Here is an 18,888-nt window from a genome sequence, read left to right on the forward strand (position 1 = left end):
GTGCAGCAGCAGATTTCGGTCATCACGCTCGGCGTCACGGACCTGCACCGATCCCGGCGCTTCTACATGCATGGCTTCGGCTGGACGCCCGTGTTCGAAAATGCGGAGATCGTCTTCTACCAGATGAACGGGCTGGTCCTCGGCACCTTCAATCGCGCGGCGCTGGAACGCGACATGAACCGGTTCGGCTCCGCCCCCGGCGGCGCCTTCTCGCTGGCGCATAACGTGCCGGCCCAGACGGACGTTGAGCCCCTCATGGAGCAACTGGTCGCGGCGGGCGGAAACATCCTCCGCCCGGCGGATGCCCCGCCGCACGGCGGCTATCGCGGCTATGTCGCCGATCCGGACGGGCACGCCTGGGAAATCGCGTGGAACCCGGCCTGGACCATCGACGAGAACGGTTTCGTCACCTTCGCGGCCTGAACCCGCCGCGGACTCGGGCTCACACGTCGATGCTGTCGTAGACCACGACCCGCGCCCACAGGTCGCCGCACGTCTCCACGAAGCGCTGGTGGATCGGGTGGTCCTGGTAGCGAGCCTGGTCCGCGACCGTATCGAACACCATCAGCTCGGACACATGGTAGCTGCTGTCCACCACCGATCGCTGCTCGGTAGGGGCGGGGACGCCCACCCGCAGCTCCCGGATCTCGGGGATCGCGCGCAGCGTCTTGAGGCCGGCGATCAGCTTCTCCCGGTCGCCCGCGCGCGCCGGCTCCTTCAGCCAGAAGAAGACGTGGTGGACCATCTGGCCCTTGCGCGGCGCCGCCCCGGCTGCGGCCCGGGCCCCGAGCACCGGCAGCCCCAACGCCGCCATGAGTCCCATCCAGCCTCGACGATTCACGATCATCCCTGTCTCCATCCCTGCCGCGCCTGCGGGGTCGCAGGCGGCGCTTCAGTCCGCATCCGCAGCCGCTGCCGCCTTCGCGGCCTCGGCCTCCATCGCCGCCAGCACCTCCTTGCCGGACTTCTTCGCGTCCAGCTGTGCCAGCAGCCACGCTGCCCCGTTGTCCGAGGCGGCGTGCGCCGAATAGGCGAGGGGCCGCAGCGCGCGCCTCGCATCCTCGATCCGCTCGTCGATCAGCGACTGGTGCGCATAGGCGAAGCGCAGCCCGTCGTCCTGTGGCACCAGCTCGTGCGCGCGGGCGAGCGCCTCCTTCGCATTGGCGGTGGGCTGCGCGCCCGCCATGCCGAAGCTCGAGTAGAAGAGCAGCAGCGTATAGGCGTCGTTGGGGTCGATCTTGTTCGCCTTCAGCAGCCAGCTGCGCGCCTCCTTCCACGCGGCCGGGTCGCTCGTCTTCGCCTCTCGCGCCCGGTTGAGGAGGATCTGCGCCTTGTAGACGAGTGCCTGGGAGGAGTTCGGATCGATTTCCAGCGCGCGGTCGGCCGCCGCTTCGGCCAGGTCATAGCGGCCCGCGTCCAAGGCCATCTCGGCAAGCCAGCCCTGGACCACCGGGTCGTCGGGATAGCGCGCGCCGATCGGGATCGCGTCTTCCAGGATCGGCTGCGCGGTCTTGGCATTGACCCCGCGGTCGGACCGCATGCGCAGGCCGATCATCGCCCTCTCGCCGGCGGTCAACGGCCGCACCTGCACCACCGGCTTCGGCAGCTTGTCCAGCCCGAACCGCAGCGCGGGGAAGGTCCGCCCCTTCAGCCGCGCGTTCAGCTCCTTGTCCAGCTGCTTCAGATCGCCGAATGCCTCGCGCGCAGCCTCGACGCTCGGCTTCCCCTGGTTCACCGCCGTCAGGTATTTGGAGAACTGCGCTTGCCGTTCGGGCGGCGCCGCGACGGTGAGATAGTGGGTGAGCAGCCAGCCGCGCGCGTACAGCCCTTCCATCTGATCCCGGCGGATCGTGCTCATGTTCACGGACAGAAGCGCCGAGGCGGGAAGCGGATCGCCGTACAGCAGCGAATAGGCGCGGTGCTGCGCGGGCTTGCCGATCCAAGCCGTCTCCTTGTCGAACGACACCGTCGACAGGAACTCCGCATAGCCCTCGGAGAACCAGGCCGGATAGGCGGCGGCGAAATTGCCGAGCAGCAGGTGATGGGCATATTCATGGAACAGCACGATCCGCGCCTGCTCGCGATCCGATCCGTCGCCACCCAGCCCGCGCTGGGGGGTGAAGGCGACCGAGCCGCTCGCCCGCCCGTCGTAGAAGCCGGCGACGTTGGCGCTGTTCGAACCGTACAGGCGCCGCACCGCACTGTCGTTCGGCACGACATAGAGCGTCACCTTGTTCGACTCGTCCTCCGGGCGTGCCGCCACGTTCTGGAAATAGCGGAAGACGCTGTCGAACAGCTCCAGCTCCTCGGCCCGCTCCTTCGCCGAGTTCGCGTTCCCCTCGGCAAAGACGATGAAGTGCTTCGACGTCGCCTGGTACCACTCGGCCCTGGCCGGGACCGCCGTCGTCAGCGCCAGCCCCAGGATCATCGACGCAAGCCGTATCGACCGACGCATCTCGTCCTCTCCCCCTTGTCCCTCACGCGCAGCCTATCGGGCGCGGTCGCGCGTGTCAGCCATCTTGCCGCACCGGACGCGAATGGCCATGTGGGCGCTTTGTGGCCCGTTCCATGGGCACGCGGGGGAAGTTGGAATGGACGCACGCAACGGCATCGGCGGCACTCTGGCCGGCGTCGACCTGCTGGGAGAGATCGACCGGCTGCGCAAGGAGCGCAACGCCGTCATCCTCGCGCATTATTACCAGAAGCCGGAGATCCAGGATCTCGCCGATTTCGTCGGCGACAGCCTCGACCTGTCGCGCAAGGCCGCGGCCACCGATGCCGAGGTCATCGCCTTTTGCGGCGTGCGCTTCATGGCCGAGACCGCCAAGATCCTCAGCCCCGAGAAGATCGTCGTGCTCCCCGACATGGCCGCCGGCTGCAGCCTGGAGGACAGCTGCCCGCCCGAGCAGTTCGCCGCCTTCCGCGCGCAGCACCCGGATCACATCGCGCTGACCTACATCAACTGCTCGACGGAGGTGAAGGCGCTCAGCGACATCATCGTCACCTCGTCCTCGGCGGAAAAGATTCTCAGCCAGATCCCGCCCAGCCAGAAGATCCTCTTCGGCCCGGATCGAAACCTGGGCGGCTATCTCGCGCGCAAGACCGGCCGCGACCTGCTGCTGTGGCCGGGCGTGTGCATCGTGCACGAGGCGTTCTCGGAAACCGAACTGCTGAAGCTCAAGGCCGAGCATCCCGGCGCGCCCGTCGCGGCGCACCCGGAATGCCCCGCCGTCATCCTCGACCACGCCGATTACGTCGGCTCCACCCGCGGCATCCTCGAATATGCGCAGACGGTGCCCGGCGACACGCTGATCGTCGCGACCGAGCCGCACATCATCCACCAGATGGAAAAGGCGATGCCGGAGAAGCGCTTCATCGGCGCGCCCGGGGCCGACGGCAACTGCAACTGCAACATCTGCCCCTACATGGCGCTCAACACGATCGAGAAGCTCTACCTGGCGCTGCGCGACCTGGAGCCGCGCATCGAGATCGAGGAGAGCCTGCGCCTCAAGGCCAAGGTCTCGCTCGATCGCATGCTGGGCATGGCCAGCGGCACCGTCGGCATGGGCGACCTCGGCCCGGTGCGCGTCACCGGAGACTGACGGTCCACGCCCGAACCCCCCCCCGAGAGGACGTTCCCATGCAGCATCCGAGCCCCTGGCAGCACCACCGGCGCGCCGGCATCGCCGACGACATCGATTTCGAGATCAAGGGGCAGGAGCTCCAGTTCCTGGAGATCGAGCTCGATCCCGGCGAGAGCGCGGTGGCGGAGGCCGGGGCGCTGGTGTGGAAGGATGCGGCCGTGTCGATGGCCACGGTGTTCGGCGACGGCAGCGGCCAGGATGCGGGCTTCATGGGCAAGCTGCTCGGCGCGGGCCGCCGGCTGGTGACGGGCGAGAGCCTGTTCACCACCGTCTTCACCCACCAGGGCCGTGGCAAGGCGCGGGTCGCCTTTGCCTCGCCCACGCCCGGCGCGATCCTGCCGCTGCGGCTGGGGGACCTTGGCGGGCGGCTGATCTGCCAGAAGGACAGCTTCCTCGCCGCGGCAAAGGGCGTGTCGATCGGCATCCACTTCCAGAAGCGTGTGCTCACCGGCCTGTTCGGCGGCGAGGGCTTCATCATGCAGAAGCTGGAAGGCGACGGCTGGGTCTTCGTCCAGATGGGCGGCACCGTGGTCGAACGCACGCTGGCGCCGGGCGAGGAACTCCACGTCGACACCGGCTGCTTGGCGGCGATGACCGACACGGTGGACTTCGACCTGGTCACGGCGGGCGGCGTGAAGAGCGTGCTGTTCGGCGGCGAGGGCCTGTTCTTCGCCCGGTTGCGCGGCCCCGGCAAGGTCTGGATCCAGTCGCTGCCCTTCTCGCGCCTGGCCGGCCGGATGCTGGCGGCCGCCGGCAGCCGCGGCGGCCAGAACCGCGGCGAAGGCTCGATCCTGGGCGGCCTCGGCGACTTCGTCGGCGGCAACAACTAGGGGCGGGGGCGCAGAGCCAGCGCCCGCACGCGCAGCGGTGTCGTGGAACCACCCCCTGGCCCGGGGGTGGCGCGGCGAGCTGCAGGCCGGACGAGCGAGCCGACGACGACGGTTGAGTTCCTCAGAACGCGCGGGTCAGGCCGACCTCACTGCTCGCACGTGTGTACTCGTACAGCTGCAGGCTGGAGTCATTACGCTCGTAGCTCACTCGCACATACGGGGAGAAGGCGCCGATCTTCACGTGCCGGAAGGTCGCTCCCCCGCGCACCGTCAGCAACCATTCCCGTCGCCGATCGCCGAACAGGAAAAGCGCGGCGTCGCCCTCGGTGCGACGCACGCCGCCTGCGACGAACAAGGTTGTGCGCCCAAATTCACGCCACCCGAGTGCCGAAACCCCGCCGGCCGTGGTGGCATATCCCTCGTCGCGCGCAGTCTGCCGCGTGAAGGAGACGCTGATGCTGCCGCCCGCCTTTGCAGAGAGCGCCCGCTCGACGGAAACGTTCAGATCGCCGATGAAGCCGTCCTGCAGGTCGTTGGTTCGATAGGTCGCCTTGCTTGCGCTGCCACTGACGATCAGCTGCGAACGACGTCCAAGCACATGCAGCCAGTCGAGCGACAGCGTGTCGGTGTGAGCGTAAAGCGCATTGCCGTACCAGCGCCAGGTCCGGCCGACCGACGGGCTGAGGCGATCCTCCCGGCGCTGCCATTGGAGGCCGATCAACGCAGTGCCGGAAACGTCGTCGAAACGCGAAGCACGGTACAGGTTCGCGAGAGCCGATACGCGGGGTGTGAGCGCAAGACCTTCCGACAGCTCGACACGTGCGTACCCCTGGCCGGCAACATGCAGACCCAGTCCCGACTGGGCTCGCGCATCCTCCGACAGCGTCAGCGGTGCGATGATGGTATCCAGCGTGCGCACCTGAGTCGCGCGATTGACATTGGAATCCGGGGCCAGCGCCACTTCCAGCGAGCCGCCGAACTGCTTGCGGGAACGCAGGATCTGATCGAACTGGCCGACCGACGCGGCGACCGACTCCGGCAAGCCGGTTGCCTGTGCCTGCCGCAGTTCCCGGCGAGCGGCGCGCTCGTCGCCAAGCGCCGCAAGCATGCGCGCAAGCTCCAGCCGCGCGCGTGCCGCGGTGGGTTGCTCGTCGAGCAAGCTTCGGAAGGCAAGCGCTGCCTCGCGATACCGGCGCAGGTCTGCCAGCATCATGCCTTTGCGGAACCGCGCTTCCGCACGCACGTCGCTGTTCGGATCTCGCGTCAGGGCATCGTAGAAGGCAGCCGCGTCGTCGATCCGGCCTGCCGCGCGTGCGCGACCGGCAAGCTCGAACATCTGGATCGGCGACACGTCTTCCAGTCGCGTCGATGCGGTTCCCTCCTGCGCCGCCGCTGGCGCGAGAAGCGCCAGCGCCAGGCTGGCGATCATTGTCGCTTGGCTACCGTCGCGCCTGTGATGGCGGCATAGCCGGCTGCGCTATTCTCCGGGCTCTGCAGCGAGAAGGGTGCGGCAATCTCTTCGCCATCAGGACCATAGAATTGCGGGCGGATCTGGCCGACGACCTGACCGTCTCGTGTGATGTCGGCGGCTGCCGAGTAGCCGAGCGTTCCCGCGAAGTCGAAGCTTCCGAAATCCACCTTGCCGGCGCCCGCTGGAGTCCCCGCCATTGCCAGCGCACCCGAGTAGCTCTGCTTCCCGAAGTCCACGTTGAAACGCGACGAACCCTTCACGTCGAAGCGCCCCGTGGCCGTGGTTGCGGTGCCGTACAGAACACCGGCATAACGGCCCGTTCCCGTCTTCCCCGACAGGAGCTTCGCGGGAGTCGTGAGCCCGTATGCGAAATAGTCATCGACAGGCTGCGTGCCCGTGCCGAACCTCACGTTCGTCGACCAATGACCGAAACTCGCGTAGGTCAGCGCCAGCTCACTGTTTCCCGCTCCAGGCTTGTAGAGTTGAAGCGTTGCTTCCTGGCTGTCGTAGGAATTGCTGAAGGTCTTGCGATAGATGGTGAAGTTCGGGTCGTTGCTGACCACCTTGTCGGCGACAGTGAACTGGCCTCCGTACAGATCCGACGACGGCGGCACATAGGTGAAGGTCTCGGCATTCTGCCAGTTGAGCTGGCCGACCATATTGTAGGTGAACTGCGTATAGAAGAGTTGAGACTGGGTCATGTTGGTCAGCGTCAGGTTTGCCGGCGTGGCACTGGCGTCACGTTGTCCCGTGAACGATCCGGCCACGGTGTAGCCATCCGCGCCATTGGCGTTGAAGCTGGCACCCAGTTCCTGTGCCGTCGGTCCGTAGAAGCGGCCGTCCAGCGTGCCGCCGACGCTGCCATATTGTCCCTCGTACAGGGCGTTGCCGGAAAACTGGTTGCCGGAGGTCAGGTGACCGGCTGCGATCAGGTCGATGCCGCCGCCCACGATCCCGCTGCCGCTGACGAGACTGGTTTCGGTGTTGCTGGTCTCTGCCGAAAAGACGCCTGCTCCGAAATCGACGCTGAACATTCCCTGCCCCTGAAAGGCAAGCGGCTCCTGCCCGGGTTTGGAAACAAGGCCGAACGTGTCGATGCGAAACGCGGCAGTGCCGCTGCGTGGCATCGCTGCGGCCCCGGTGGGCAGGCCATAGGTGAAGCTGGTGTACTGGGTGTCCTGGCGCGCATCGGTCACCACGTTGCGCTGCCAGAAGCCCAATCCGACATATTGCGTGGCCTCGTTGCCGGTGAACGGTACCTTCACCAGCGTGAGATAGTCTCGGTTTGTTCCATCGGTCTTCTGATACAGCGTCTCAGTTCCGGAAGCGGAAGATCCAGCCGAGATGTCCGCCGGCGTGAACGTCTGGCTGCGACCGTCCACCGAGACGGTATAGCCTTGGCTCCCGGCATCGTAGCGGATCGTCAGCGTGCTGCCGCTGCTGCTTGCTGAGATCGCGGTTTTTGTCGTGAGATCCAGGGTGGTCGACGCCGTCGAGGCATCGTTCACGAACGATTGACTGTACTTCAGGTCTGCCAGGGAAGTGTTGATCGGCTTTTGGGGCGGTTCCGGCGATGTATTGCCCGGGCTTTGCGGACCGCCGCTGCTCCCCCCGCATCCCGCCAGCGGAATCATCGCGGTAAACGCGATCAACGTTGCAAAGCTCCGCATAGTCCCCCCGTTGCCCGGCGCCCCCGCGCCGGCTGTAATGGTCTTACGGACTAACGTGCAGGTCCTCGCAGTCAACGTGCAAATAAAAGGACTTCGACAATTTGCGGTCTTTGAGGCTGCGCCGGATTTATCTTCGCCGTGGGGCGGTTCGCGCGCGGGCAGGGCACTAGGCAAATCGCCGATCGAGTATTTGCCTGCCAGGAAGCGTCGCGCAGGCGCCACCGCGCGGGCCCATGCCTTTGCACGGGCCGCTCCCGCACCGGGACGGGCAGGAACCGTAAGCCCTTGTGCCGCAGCACGGAAAGGGCCATTTGCGCCCCATGCCCTTTGGTAAAGTTCCCGAACCGCTCGCCGCGGCGCTTGTTGCGCGTGGCTATGAAGCGCCCACGGCCGTCCAGGCCGCCGTCGTCCAGCCCGAAGCCGAAGGGCGCGACCTCATCGTCTCCGCCCAGACCGGCTCCGGCAAGACCGTCGCCTTTGGCCTCGCCATGGCCCCGCAGCTGCTGGGGGAGGAGGGCGCGATCGGCCCCGCCGGCGCCCCGCTCGCCATCGCCATCGCCCCCACCCGCGAGCTCGCCCTGCAGGTCGCGCGCGAGCTCGGCTGGCTCTATGGCCAGACCGGTGCGCGCATCGCCACCTGCGTCGGCGGCATGGACCCCTCGCGTGAGCGCCGCAATCTCAGCCACGGCGCCCATATCGTCGTCGGCACGCCGGGCCGCCTGCGCGACCATCTCGAACGCGGCGCGCTCGACCTGTCGGCGATCCGCGTCGCGGTGCTCGACGAGGCCGACGAGATGCTCGACATGGGCTTCCGCGAGGACCTCGAGCAGATCCTCGACGCGACTGCCGACGGCCGCCGCACGCTGCTGTTCTCCGCGACCATGCCGCGCCCGATCGTGGCGCTTGCCAAGCGCTACCAGCGCGACGCGCTGCGCATCGAGACGCTGTCGGCCGATCGCGGCCATGGCGACATCGCCTATCAGTGCGTGACGGTGGCCCCGCCCGACATCGAGAATGCGGTCGTCAACCTGCTGCGCTTCCACGAGCCGGACACCGCCTTCCTGTTCTGCGCCACGCGCGAAGCGGTGCGCCATCTCCACGCGAGTCTCGTCGAGCGCGGCTTCGATGCCGTGGCGCTCTCGGGCGAGCACAGCCAGAACGAGCGCAACCACGCGCTCCAGGCGCTGCGCGATCGCCGCGCCCGCGTCTGCGTCGCGACCGACGTCGCCGCCCGCGGCATCGATCTGCCCTCGCTCAGCCTCGTCATCCACGTCGAGCTGCCGCGCGATGCCGAGGCGCTTCAGCACCGTTCGGGCCGCACCGGTCGCGCGGGCAAGAAGGGCATCGCCGCGCTGGTGGTGCCGTACCAGCGCCGCCGTCGCGTCGAGATGATGCTGCGCGGAGCCAAGATCAACGCCGAGTGGGTCGAGGTGCCGACGCCAGAGGCGATCCGCGAGGCCGATCGCGAGCGCCTGCTCACCAAGCTCTCGGAAGAGGTGGAGCTGGACGAGGAGGATCGCGCACTCGGCGCCCGGCTGCTGGAGGGCCGCGAGCCCGCCGACATCGCCGCGCTGCTGGTCCGCGCCTATCGCGCCAAGCTGCCCGCGCCCGAGGAACTGGTCGGCGGCGGCGCCGCCGAGCGCCGCCCGCGCGAAGACGGTCCGCGCGCCGGGTTCGAGGACAGCGTCTGGTTCCGCATGAACATCGGCCGCCGCCAGAACGCCGATCCGCGCTGGCTCCTGCCGCTGCTCTGCCGCCGCGGCCACATCACCAAGGGGGAAGTCGGCGCGATCCGCATCGCCGTGGACGAGACCGCGTTCCAGATCCCGCGCGCCGTCGCCAGCCGCTTCGTGGCCGCGATCAAGCGCACCGCGGGGGAGGGCGATGACGACTTCCGCGTGCTGCCGATGGACGGTCCGCCGCCCCCGGGCAGCACCGGCGGTCCGCGCCCCCCGCGCGGTGGCCCCAACCAGCCGCGCCACCACGCCCGCCCGTTCCGCCCACGCGGCCCGCGCGGCTGAACCGAAAAGGGGGCCCCGGCCCCCTTTTTTTGTGGCCGCCGCGCCTCGACGGGCGTGTTGCGGGAGTGCCGGAGAGGCGGCATCGTCCGCCCATGCAGCCGGCACTCCCTTCCACGATCATCGCAGCCCTCGCGCTCGCCCTGGCCGGATACGCGACGGGCAGGGCGGCGCCCGCGCCGTTCGACGTCGTCGTTCGAGGGCCAGCCGCCGGCTGCACCATCGAAGTGGGCGGGCGCACGGTCACCCCTCAGGAACTGCTCGGCACCGCCGGTCCCGAAGCGAAGCCCGGACGCAGCGCCCGCATCCTGCTGAACACGAACGACGTCCCGTATCGCTGCATCGGCGGCGCGATCTACAGCTTGCAATCCGCCGGCTTCGAGGAGGTGATCGTCCTCGATCCGCAACGCCGCCCGCTGATGTAGCGCAACGCTGATCCCGTCTTCTGGTCGGCACGGTATCGCTGCAACCGGCAATTCCAAGGACTCCCTATGCCCCTGTTCGCGCTCGCCCTGTTCCTCCAGTCGGCGGAGCCCGTATCCTGCCCCGGCGTCGACACGCCGTCGGTCGACGCCTGCGCCTCCGCTGACCTCGCCGCGGCCGATGCCGAATTGAACCGCTATTACCAGGCGGCGATGCGCCGGCTGCGGAGCGAAGGGGAGGAGCAGACCGCCAAGGAACTGGTCGAGGCCCAGCGCGCCTGGATCCGGTATCGCGACGCCGAGTGCGGCAGCGTGTACCAGAACTGGAGCGGCGGCACGATCCGCACCCTGATGGGCATCACCTGCCGCACCCGCCTCACGAAGCTGCGCACGCATGTGATCTGGAGCCACTGGCTCACCTACATGGACAGCACCCCGCCGATCCTCCCGCGCCCGGACCTGACGTCGGTGCTCCCGGACAAGGCGCGAGAGGCACGCCCGTGACGAAGACCCTTACGCTCGAAGGCGCCCGCATCCGCGACATCGCCTCCTTTTACGCAGAGGTGAACCGCGTCTTCATGGCCGGGGAGAACTGGACGCTGGGCGAAAGCCTCGACGCGTTCGAGGACATGCTGCACGGCGGCTATGGCGCGATCGCGGGCCGCGAACCCGTGCGGCTCGTCTGGAAGGACCTGGAGGCGAGCCGATCGGCGCTCGGCGCAGAGGCCACCGCCGCACAGCTGCGCGCAAAGCTCCAGCGGCCCGACCTTTTCGACGTGGCCCGGATCGGCCGGCAGCTCGACGCCGTCGAACGCGGCGAGGGGCCGACCTACTTCGACACCATCCTCCACATCCTCGCGGGCCATCCCAACATCGAACTGGTCGCCGCCTAGCCGCACCGCGCTAGGCGAAGTGCTCCATCCCGTCCGCGCACACGGTGACCCAGGCGTGCTTGCGGTCTTCCCACACCGAATAATGCGGGGCCGGAAAGCCGGGATCGCCAAAGGCGCCCACCGCAACGGCCGTCAGCCCCGGCATGCCCTCGCTCGCATAGACCAACGTCGCACCACAGGTGGGGCAGAAGCGAAATTTCGCCCCCGCGCCGCTGTCGCCCTGCTGGCTCCAGGTCCGGAACTCCCCGGAGAGTGCCACCTGCGCGTCCGGCCACCGCGCCTGCACGGCAAAGGCGCTGCCGCTGCGCTTCTGGCACTCCAGGCAATGGCATACCGACACCCGCACCGGCTCGCCCGTGCAGGTCGCCCGCAATTGTCCGCACCGGCAGCTTGCCACTCGAACCCGCATCCCGGCCTCCCGGGAACAGGGGCGTCTCTGCGCTTCCACAGGATCGGCCGCCGTTCTCGCCGGGCAGGCTACGCCGCTCGCGCTTCGCCTGCCAGCGTCACGATCGGCAGCCAAATGCGCGAAGCGCGCGTCGTTGCGCGAATGCAATCCAATTGGCCCGCACTCAGGCGTTCTTCATCGCGCGCGGATCCCGGCAGAGGATCGTCGTCCCCTTCATTTCCACTTCGGCGCGCTCACCGGGCAAGGCCTCGATTTCGGCCTTCCCCTTCCCGGTGGATACGGTGAGGATCATCGGGCCTTCGATCCGACAGAGAAAGTTCTTCTTCTGCTGTTCGCAGGCCTTCTGCAGGCGCGCATAGTCCTCCACCGTGGCGCTCTCCCCAGCCGGCTGCATGCCGAAGGAGATCAGGGTACTGCCGCCGAACAGCACCGTCTTCAGCCCCGCCAGCGTGTTGACGCGCCATTCGCCCGTGGTCTGCCCCTGCCGCCCCTTCTCGATGGGGACCATGCCGAGTTGCGGCGCAAGCCGCTCACAAAAGCTGGCCTCCTGTGCCGCAGCAGGCACCCCGGAGAGGATGAAGACGGCCGCAGCGATGTGGTGAAGCTTCAAAGTCCTTGCCCCCCGGAAGGATGGATGGAGAAGCAAGCGCTAGGCAGGGAGCGTGACACTTCTGTGTAAGCACCGCCCGTCGCCTTCGGGGCAGTCCTGCGCCAGGCAGCCGGAGCATCAGGGTTCCGATTGCGCCCGCGGCAAAAAACTGCCGATATCTGCCTGGCCGGCACCATACCGGCCCCGGACGTCTGGAGATCCCATGGCTGACTCGTTTCCGCACGGCACGGTCCACGACGTGCCCGAGGATCTTCAGGCCGCCGTGCAAGCAAGCGCCGACCTGTCGTCGCGCTGGCAGGAACTGACGCCCCTTGGCCGCAACGAGTTCATCTGCTGGGTCATCGACGCAAAGCAGGCAGCGACGCGCCAACGCCGCCTTCAGCGGATGTGCGAAGAGGTGCTGGCCGGCAAGAGACGGCCTTGTTGCTGGGCAGGGTGCACCCACCGGACCGACAAGGCGCCAGGGCGGTGGCAGCAGGCGGTCCTGATCGATGGACGCCGCAAACGGGGCGGCTGACCGGGCCATGCGCAAACCCGCTGCGCTGGCGAGAGCCGCCCGGCCGCGACCCGACGCCTTCCGCGCGCAGACCCGGCCGCTCCTTCAACGGCAGGGGTCAAGCGCCGGATGCGTCCGCCAGCGCCCGGCTCAGGGAGCCGTCGCGGTACGGATGCCGCGGCCCGGCACCACGTCCTGCGATGCCGTCAGCGTGCCAGCCATGGAGGATTCGAAGTTCTCGGCCGGCAGCGGCGGCGCGGAAAGCGGGTCGTAGGGATCGTTGTTGATCGACACCAGCGCACCCATCTCGGTCGCGGCGAACAGCTTCTTGGCAAAGGCCGCCGGCAGCCGGACGCAGCCGTGCGAGGCCGGACGGCCCGGGATGGCGCCCGCGTGCAGCGCGATGCCGTCCCAGGTCAGGCGCTGCATGAACGGCATGGGTGCGTCGTTATACAGGTTGGATTTGTGCATCACCTTCTTCTGAAGGATCTCGAACTCGCCCGTGGGCGTTTCATGACCGGGCTTGCCGGTAGAGACCGTCGACACGCCGATCAGCGTGCTCCCGCGGAAGACATAGGCCCGCTGCAACGGAATGCTCACGCTTACCGTCACCGGTTCCGAAGTATCGCCACCGTCCTTCCAAACAAACTGGCCCGGCTTCAGCGCCTGGCTGGACGCAATGTCAAATTGCGCGATCGCTTCCTGCGCAAGAGCGGGTGCAGCCGGCAGGCAAAGCGCGAGCGCCCCGGCCGCCAGCCAGGCGCGACAATTGCGGATGTTCATTACGCACCTCAACGTCATCATCACGCGGATGGGGAAGAAGTGCGGCCCATCCGCTTCACATCTTCATAAACGTAGGTAAGCCCTTTTTGTGCCATTGACAGGCCAGAAAGAATCTGCCGCGCCGCCCCCGGAACCTTCCTGACGGCACGGGCCGCGCGGTCCTGCGATGAGCCGCGGCAGGGTTGCGGCAGAACGTGTCGCCGACCAGGAACTGTTTGGATTTCTTGGCTAAAAGGGTGCCGGGCAGCGCGAAGCGGTGTCCAGAGCGGGCTTCAGGGTAGGACATCTACGTGCAAAACATCGTCGAAACGGCGCCCTCGCGTCGCGCATTCCTCACCTCGGGTCTCACCGTTGCGGGCGCCGTGGTCGCGTCCGGCGCCTTCGCCTCGCCGGTCCGAGCGGCCGTGCCGGCGGCCCCGGTCGCGCCGCTCACCTCGCCCCGGGCGGTGCGTCCGGCGCTGTTCCGCCGCGCGGTCGCCGCGCTCCAGGCGCATGGCAGCCGCGTCGTCAACCGCGATCGCATCGCCATCGCCGATTTCGCCGCCTCCTCGTCGGTGCCGCGCTTCCATCTCGTCGACCTGGTGAGCGGCCAGACCACGACGCTGCTGGTCGCCCATGGCAGCGGTTCGGATCCCGCGCACAGCGGCTATCTGCAGCGCTTCTCCAACCTCAACGGCTCCAATGCCTCGTGCGAGGGCGCCTTCCTCGCCTCCGACTATTATGTCGGCAAGCATGGCAAGTCGCAGCGGCTGGTCGGGCTCGATCCCACCAACGACAATGCGCTCGACCGCGCGATCGTGATCCACGGCGCCTGGTATTCCAACGCCTCGATGCTGCGCACCCATGGCAAGCTCGGCCGCAGCCAGGGCTGCTTCGCCGTCGGCGAAAGCGAGCTGGCGCAGGTGTTCGGCCACCTCGGCAACGGCCGCATGCTCTACGCCGCCAAGGTCTGACGGCACGCCCGGGCCCAGCGCCCGGGCTGTCCTACACGCGCAAGAGTCGGCAAAGTCCCTCCCGCACCAGGGGGGACTGCCATGGCCAATCAACCGAACCCCGTCTTGGCCCGCTTGGCCGCCACCGCAGCGCCACACGGACGAGGGCTACCCGCCCAAGTATCCACCGTGTTCCCGCTCAGGCGGGAACCTACGGCCAGCAGCGCAACGGCGGGTATCGGCCGGAACCCTGGGCTCCTGCCTTGGCAGGAGCACCGGCTGCATCGCAGCGGCCGTTGCGACCCGGCCCAACACGCCGCGGCCAAGACCGGAACCCGTTGCCGCACGTACCACCCGGACGCACCGCGCTTCCGCTCCGCAACCGCCGTTCTTGGCCTAACCTTAGCCTAACCTTCCGCAGTGCAGCAGGCGGTGCGGCAGCCCCCGCCCACCAGCGTGGCCGCCGTTCTTGCACGAACTTTCCGCCTTGCGGCGGCTCTCCCGGGCACGCTACCGCGCGCCCTTCCTCACGTCCGGCGGAGAACGCGCATGCACTGGTCGCTCGAAGGTTTCGATCTGGATCGCTTCGTCCGCGAGACGCTGGCCGAGGATCTAGGCGAGGGGGGTGACATCACCTCCGCCGCCGTGATCCCCGCCGACGCACGCTTTGCCGGCGTTATGGACAGCCGCGACGCGATCACCGTCGCCGGCCTCCCGATCGCGCACGCCTTCTTCCGCGCGCTCGACCCGCAGGTGGAGATGGAGGCGCTGGTGCAGGACGGCGATCGCGTGGCCGCCGGCTCGCACCTGCTGCGCCTGCGCGGCAACGCCCGCGCGCTGCTGACCGCAGAGCGCTCGGCGCTCAACACCGTCCAGCATCTCTCCGGCATCGCCACGCTCACCGCCACCTATGTCGACGCGATCCGGGGGACCGGCGCCACGCTGCTCGATACGCGCAAGACGCTGCCGGGCCTGCGTCGGGTGGAGAAATACGCCACCCGCATGGGCGGCGCGAGCAACCACCGCATGGGGCTGTGGGATTCGGCGATGATCAAGGACAACCATGTCGCGGTGGCGGGTGGCGTCGAGGCCGCGGCGCGCCGCGCGGCCGAGGCCGGCATCGCCTCGATCATCGTGGAGGTCGACCGGCTCGACCAGATCGCCCCCGCGCTCGCCGGCGGCGCCACCCACCTGCTCCTCGACAACATGGACCCGCCGACGCTGCGCGCGGCGGTGGCGGAGGTCGGCGGCCGCGTGCCCACCGAGGCCTCGGGCGGCGTCCGGCTCGACACCATCGCCGCGATCGCTGCGACCGGCGTCACCTATGTCTCGGTCGGCCGGCTCACCCAGTCGGCGCCCGCCGCCGACATCGGGCTCGACTTCACCGCCCTCTAAATCGCTTGCTCCAAGGGGCGGGTCGGCTAGGCTCGGCACGGTTTACAGGGGGAGAAACACCATGCGTCCCAAGTCCATTCAGCGGTTCGACATCTTCTATCTGGGTGCGCTGGCGCTCGGCCTCATCAGCACGGCCATCGGCTGGAACGCCACCATGGAGCGCATGCAGGCGGACGCCACGACAGCCGCCATCGCCACGCCCGTCATGTTGGGCAGCGTGATCATCGGCTTCGGCATCTCGCTGCTGCTGTGGTTCTTCACCTCGCGCATGCGCAGCACCGTCGCCAAGTGGATCGTGGTGATCTTCTTCGTGATCGGCGTGCTCTCGCTGGTGTTCACCGTCCTGAACGGCGCCTATCCGGGCGGCGTCAGCGGCATCCTCAGCCTCGTCTCGACCGCGCTTCAGGCCGCCGCCGTCGTCATGCTGTTCAAGCCGGACGCAGTCGCCTGGTTCAAGGGGCAGCCGACCGGCCCTGCGGAAACGCCGTTCGAATGATCCGTCTCTGGCACAAGGCGGCGATGCTCCTCGCCGCCGCGCTTCCCGGCACCGCCCTGGCACAAAGCACCCAGTGCAGCGTGCCGGCGGCCCTGCCGCGGCCGCACGCCGACCTGCCCACGCCCAGGCAGCCGCGCCGGGTGATCCCGATCGGCAGCTATACGCTCGCGCTCACCTGGTCGCCGCAATATTGCCGCGGCAAGGGGGCGAGGGACGACCGCTTCCAGTGCGGCCAGGGCAACCGCTTCGGCTTCACCCTGCACGGCCTCTGGCCGGACGGGGAGGGCAAGACGTGGCCGCAATATTGCAAGCCGGTGGCGCTGCTGCCCCAGGCGGTGGTGCGCAAGCATCTGTGCGCGACGCCGTCGGTGCAGCTGCTCCAGCATGAATATGCCAAGCATGGCAGCTGCATGGGGGTGACGCCGGCCGCCTATTTCGCGCGCTCAAACGCGCTCTACGGGCGGCTTCGCTTCCCGGACATGGACGCGCTGTCGCGCCGGCCCAGCCTCACCGCGGGCCAGCTCGCGCAGGCGATCGCCCGCGCGAACCCCGGCATCACCGCCAACATGATGCGGATCACCGCGACGCGGGACGGCTGGCTGGACGAGGTCTGGCTGTGTCTCGACAAGCGGCTGCGCTACCGCGCCTGCCCGGCGCACCAGGGCGGCCTCACCGCCAACGCCCCGCTCCGGATCTGGCGCGGGCACCGCTAGGGAGGGAGGGGCCGGTCGCCACGGCGGCGGCCGGCTCGCCCGTCAGACGTTGTCGACGACCGCCGTGCCGGGGTGGTGCTTGTCCAGGTGCCGCTTGATGATCCGGAGGTTGCGGGTGTTGGACCGGAAGAACAGGTCCGGCACCGCGCCCACCACCGGGATCAGGCCCAGCGCCCAGTCGACGCCCACGTTGCCGGCCATGCGCGCCATCTGGACCTTGGACATGCCCAGGTTTCGGGCTTCCCAGACCATGTAGCTGCCCATCGCCGCGCCGATGAAGCTGCCGCCCACCGGCAGCAGGTTGAAGAACAGGTCCAGGCCGACCGGCACGTTGATGCCGGGGATCACGAAGCTGCGCTCCAGCAGCCGCTCCAGCGCCACCAGCCGCTTGCGGACGGCAGCGGCGTCACGACCCAAGGGCACGACTTCGGCCAGGCGATCGAACGCTTCGGGCGGGATGCGGGAGGTGCGGCTCATGGCTGTTAGCTGGGGTCGCCGCGCAGGTGATTCAACGGGTGCCACGCGCGCGGGTTGGGCGTCCAGGCGCGCAGCCGCGGCGACACCAGCGACCAGCGCAGCGGCAGGGCGAGCGGCACGAAGCTCGCGTCCGCCGCCAGCGCCGCATCGCCGTCCGCCAGCAGCCGCCCGCGCGTCTCCGCATCGGGCGCATCGGCGGCGGCATCGATGATCGACCGGATCATCGGGTCGCAGGCGACACACGCATTGTCGAGGTACCAGCGCCCCGAATCGAGCGGTGCGACCTTGTCGACCAGGCGCAAGTCGGCGTCGGCGGCATCGATCGCGACCCGCTCCACGGGCAGGCCGATGGCGCGCAGCGACCGGGCGATGCCGCCCCACAGCAGGTTCCCGCCGGAACCCTCCGGCAGCGCGATTCGCAGCGGCGCCATGTCCGGATGGTCCGCCACCCAGATCGCGACCCGTGCCCGCGCTTGCGAGACGGTGTCCTCCGTCGGCGTGGCCGGCCACGGAAAAGCGGCTGGGGCCGCGGCGGAGTCGAGCTGCGCCGGGAGCAGCGCGGCCACAGGCGCCCACTCCTCGCGCACCCCAGCCGCGATGGCGCTGCGGTCGAGCGCGCCCGCCAGCGCGGCCCGGTTGGCGGTCTCGGCCAGGAAGCCGTGCCGCCGTGCCACGGCCAGTCCGAACAGCCCCACCGCCGGATCGACCCGGATGCTCGCCGGCGCGACCTGCGCGATCGCGAGCAATGGCCAGTCGACGACCCCGCCGCCCAGCACCAGGTCGATGTCCCCGCGGGTGAAGCGCAGCACTGCCCGCGCGGCGCTGTCCCCGCGCAGTTCGACGATCTCGGCGGGGCTGGGCGGCGTGTCCGCGTCCTCGTCGTCCAGTCCGCGGATCGGCCGTAGCTGTTGCGCGCCCCGCACCGGCTGGCCAAGCTCGAAGGGCCCGGTGCCTCGCAGCTTGCGCCCCTGAAAGATGGCGAGCTCCGGCTGCGCCAGCAGCTTCAGGAACTCCGGCTGGGGCCGGCGCAGGCGGATCTCGACGACCTCGGGCGTCATCTCGATGATCTCGTCGACGAGTCGCAGCGCGCCGGCCAACGGTTTGTGGTGCGCCGGGCGGACGGCGCGCTTGAGCGTCGCCACGACCTCGCTCGCGGTCACCCGGTTGCCGTCCGGCCACCGCGCGTCGCCCAGGCGAAAGATATAGCTCTGGCCCTCGTCGATCACGATCCACCGCTCGGCAAGCGCGGGCTCAACCTGCCCGGCGGCATCGAAGCGGACGAGGCCCTGCGCCGTCGCTCCCATCAGCACGCGCTCGGCGGGGGAGAGCTCGATCCGCGATGGATCTGCCACCCGAGCCGTCCCGCCCACGACGCTGACGGCCACCGCCGAATCGTCGGGTCGTCGGTCGCAACCGCCGAGCACCAGCGCAGCCGCGGCGATTAGTAGGGGGAAGCGGGCGTGGGAGAAGGGAAGGGACGCCATGATCCCTTCCTGCCATCGACGGGCGCGGAGCGCCACATGGTGGTGGTGCGGACGGCGGGACTCGAACCCGCACTCCTGTTCGGAAGCCGATTTTAAGTCGGCTGCGTCTACCGGTTTCGCCACGTCCGCATGGCGGCACGGGAAC

General features: G+C 68.8%; 21 protein-coding genes and 1 tRNA gene. 12 read left to right on the forward strand and 10 right to left on the reverse strand.

What is annotated here, in order from left to right; all coding sequences use genetic code 11:
• Positions 1-423: a VOC family protein gene (locus tag EO081_RS12415; RefSeq protein ID WP_129342200.1), complete on the forward strand. Its 423-nt coding sequence runs from the start codon at positions 1-3 to the stop codon at positions 421-423.
• Positions 424-442: 19 nt separating this feature from the next.
• On the opposite strand, the gene EO081_RS12420 is transcribed toward EO081_RS12415, so the two are convergent.
• Positions 443-847: a Dabb family protein gene (locus tag EO081_RS12420; RefSeq protein WP_240697651.1), complete on the reverse strand. Its 405-nt coding sequence runs from the start codon at positions 845-847 to the stop codon at positions 443-445.
• A gap of 45 nt (positions 848-892) precedes the next feature.
• Entirely contained in the window at positions 893-2,455 is a 1,563-nt protein-coding gene (locus tag EO081_RS12425) for a tetratricopeptide repeat protein (RefSeq protein ID WP_240697652.1), read from the reverse strand.
• 136 nt (positions 2,456-2,591) lie between these two features.
• Between EO081_RS12425 and nadA the strand changes: the two genes are divergently transcribed.
• On the forward strand, positions 2,592-3,602 hold the full coding sequence (nadA, locus tag EO081_RS12430; RefSeq protein WP_129342201.1) for a quinolinate synthase NadA: 1,011 nt from the start codon (positions 2,592-2,594) through the stop codon (positions 3,600-3,602).
• 38 nt (positions 3,603-3,640) lie between these two features.
• On the forward strand, positions 3,641-4,474 hold the full coding sequence (locus EO081_RS12435; protein WP_129342202.1) for a TIGR00266 family protein: 834 nt from the start codon (positions 3,641-3,643) through the stop codon (positions 4,472-4,474).
• A 121-nt stretch (positions 4,475-4,595) separates the two neighbouring features.
• Here the strand turns inward: EO081_RS12435 and EO081_RS12440 are convergent, their stop codons facing one another.
• Positions 4,596-5,903, reverse strand: a complete 1,308-nt coding sequence (locus EO081_RS12440; RefSeq protein ID WP_129342203.1) for a surface lipoprotein assembly modifier — start codon at positions 5,901-5,903, stop codon at positions 4,596-4,598.
• Entirely contained in the window at positions 5,900-7,597 is a 1,698-nt protein-coding gene (locus tag EO081_RS12445) for a transferrin-binding protein-like solute binding protein (RefSeq protein ID WP_129342204.1), read from the reverse strand. The genes EO081_RS12440 and EO081_RS12445 overlap by 4 nt, the downstream gene beginning before the upstream one ends.
• A gap of 338 nt (positions 7,598-7,935) precedes the next feature.
• Here EO081_RS12445 and EO081_RS12450 point away from each other — a divergent pair, with 338 nt between their 5' ends.
• From EO081_RS12450 to EO081_RS12465, 4 genes are all read left to right on the forward strand, one after another.
• On the forward strand, positions 7,936-9,636 hold the full coding sequence (locus tag EO081_RS12450) for a DEAD/DEAH box helicase (protein ID WP_129342205.1): 1,701 nt from the start codon (positions 7,936-7,938) through the stop codon (positions 9,634-9,636).
• A gap of 92 nt (positions 9,637-9,728) precedes the next feature.
• Positions 9,729-10,058, forward strand: coding sequence for a hypothetical protein (locus EO081_RS12455; RefSeq protein WP_129342206.1), 330 nt, complete (start codon positions 9,729-9,731; stop codon positions 10,056-10,058).
• Positions 10,059-10,124: 66 nt separating this feature from the next.
• Positions 10,125-10,559, forward strand: coding sequence for a lysozyme inhibitor LprI family protein (locus tag EO081_RS12460; RefSeq protein WP_129342207.1), 435 nt, complete (start codon positions 10,125-10,127; stop codon positions 10,557-10,559).
• Positions 10,556-10,948: a barstar family protein gene (locus EO081_RS12465; RefSeq protein ID WP_129342208.1), complete on the forward strand. Its 393-nt coding sequence runs from the start codon at positions 10,556-10,558 to the stop codon at positions 10,946-10,948. Before EO081_RS12460 ends, EO081_RS12465 begins: the two co-directional genes overlap by 4 nt.
• Before the next feature lie 10 nt (positions 10,949-10,958).
• Here the strand turns inward: EO081_RS12465 and EO081_RS12470 are convergent, their stop codons facing one another.
• Both EO081_RS12470 and EO081_RS12475 read right to left on the reverse strand, forming a co-directional pair.
• Positions 10,959-11,357: a GFA family protein gene (locus tag EO081_RS12470; protein ID WP_129342209.1), complete on the reverse strand. Its 399-nt coding sequence runs from the start codon at positions 11,355-11,357 to the stop codon at positions 10,959-10,961.
• Positions 11,358-11,520: 163 nt separating this feature from the next.
• Positions 11,521-11,865 (reverse strand): hypothetical protein, encoded by a 345-nt coding sequence (locus EO081_RS12475; RefSeq protein WP_129342210.1) that lies wholly within the window; start codon positions 11,863-11,865, stop codon positions 11,521-11,523.
• Between the two features lie 304 nt (positions 11,866-12,169).
• Between EO081_RS12475 and EO081_RS12480 the strand changes: the two genes are divergently transcribed.
• Entirely contained in the window at positions 12,170-12,484 is a 315-nt protein-coding gene (locus tag EO081_RS12480) for a YdeI/OmpD-associated family protein (RefSeq protein WP_129342211.1), read from the forward strand.
• A gap of 129 nt (positions 12,485-12,613) precedes the next feature.
• Here the strand turns inward: EO081_RS12480 and EO081_RS12485 are convergent, their stop codons facing one another.
• On the reverse strand, positions 12,614-13,246 hold the full coding sequence (locus EO081_RS12485) for a L,D-transpeptidase family protein (RefSeq protein ID WP_129342212.1): 633 nt from the start codon (positions 13,244-13,246) through the stop codon (positions 12,614-12,616).
• A 290-nt stretch (positions 13,247-13,536) separates the two neighbouring features.
• On the opposite strand from EO081_RS12485, the gene EO081_RS12490 reads away from it, so the two are divergent.
• The 4 genes from EO081_RS12490 to EO081_RS12505 all read left to right on the forward strand — a co-directional run bounded on the left by EO081_RS12490 (position 13,537) and on the right by EO081_RS12505 (position 16,782).
• Positions 13,537-14,199: a murein L,D-transpeptidase catalytic domain family protein gene (locus tag EO081_RS12490; RefSeq protein ID WP_129342213.1), complete on the forward strand. Its 663-nt coding sequence runs from the start codon at positions 13,537-13,539 to the stop codon at positions 14,197-14,199.
• Between the two features lie 528 nt (positions 14,200-14,727).
• Entirely contained in the window at positions 14,728-15,573 is an 846-nt protein-coding gene (gene nadC / locus EO081_RS12495) for a carboxylating nicotinate-nucleotide diphosphorylase (protein ID WP_129342214.1), read from the forward strand.
• Positions 15,574-15,634: 61 nt separating this feature from the next.
• Positions 15,635-16,069: a hypothetical protein gene (locus EO081_RS12500; protein WP_129342215.1), complete on the forward strand. Its 435-nt coding sequence runs from the start codon at positions 15,635-15,637 to the stop codon at positions 16,067-16,069.
• A complete protein-coding gene (locus EO081_RS12505; RefSeq protein WP_129342216.1) occupies positions 16,066-16,782 on the forward strand; it encodes a ribonuclease T2 family protein in 717 nt (238 codons plus the stop codon). Before EO081_RS12500 ends, EO081_RS12505 begins: the two co-directional genes overlap by 4 nt.
• Positions 16,783-16,824: 42 nt before the next feature.
• On the opposite strand, the gene EO081_RS12510 is transcribed toward EO081_RS12505, so the two are convergent.
• The 3 genes from EO081_RS12510 to EO081_RS12520 all read right to left on the reverse strand — a co-directional run bounded on the left by EO081_RS12510 (position 16,825) and on the right by EO081_RS12520 (position 18,872).
• A complete protein-coding gene (locus EO081_RS12510) occupies positions 16,825-17,259 on the reverse strand; it encodes a DUF4112 domain-containing protein (protein ID WP_129342217.1) in 435 nt (144 codons plus the stop codon).
• Between the two features lie 5 nt (positions 17,260-17,264).
• Positions 17,265-18,743 carry an ABC transporter substrate-binding protein gene (locus tag EO081_RS12515; RefSeq protein ID WP_129342218.1) on the reverse strand — a complete coding sequence of 493 codons (1,479 nt, stop codon included), beginning with the start codon at positions 18,741-18,743 and terminating at the stop codon, positions 17,265-17,267.
• A 43-nt stretch (positions 18,744-18,786) separates the two neighbouring features.
• Positions 18,787-18,872 (reverse strand) — tRNA-Leu (locus EO081_RS12520).
• Positions 18,873-18,888 lie beyond the last annotated feature (16 nt).

The sequence above is a fragment of the Sphingomonas desiccabilis genome (assembly GCF_004135605.1).
GTDB classification, from domain to species: domain Bacteria; phylum Pseudomonadota; class Alphaproteobacteria; order Sphingomonadales; family Sphingomonadaceae; genus Sphingomonas; species Sphingomonas desiccabilis.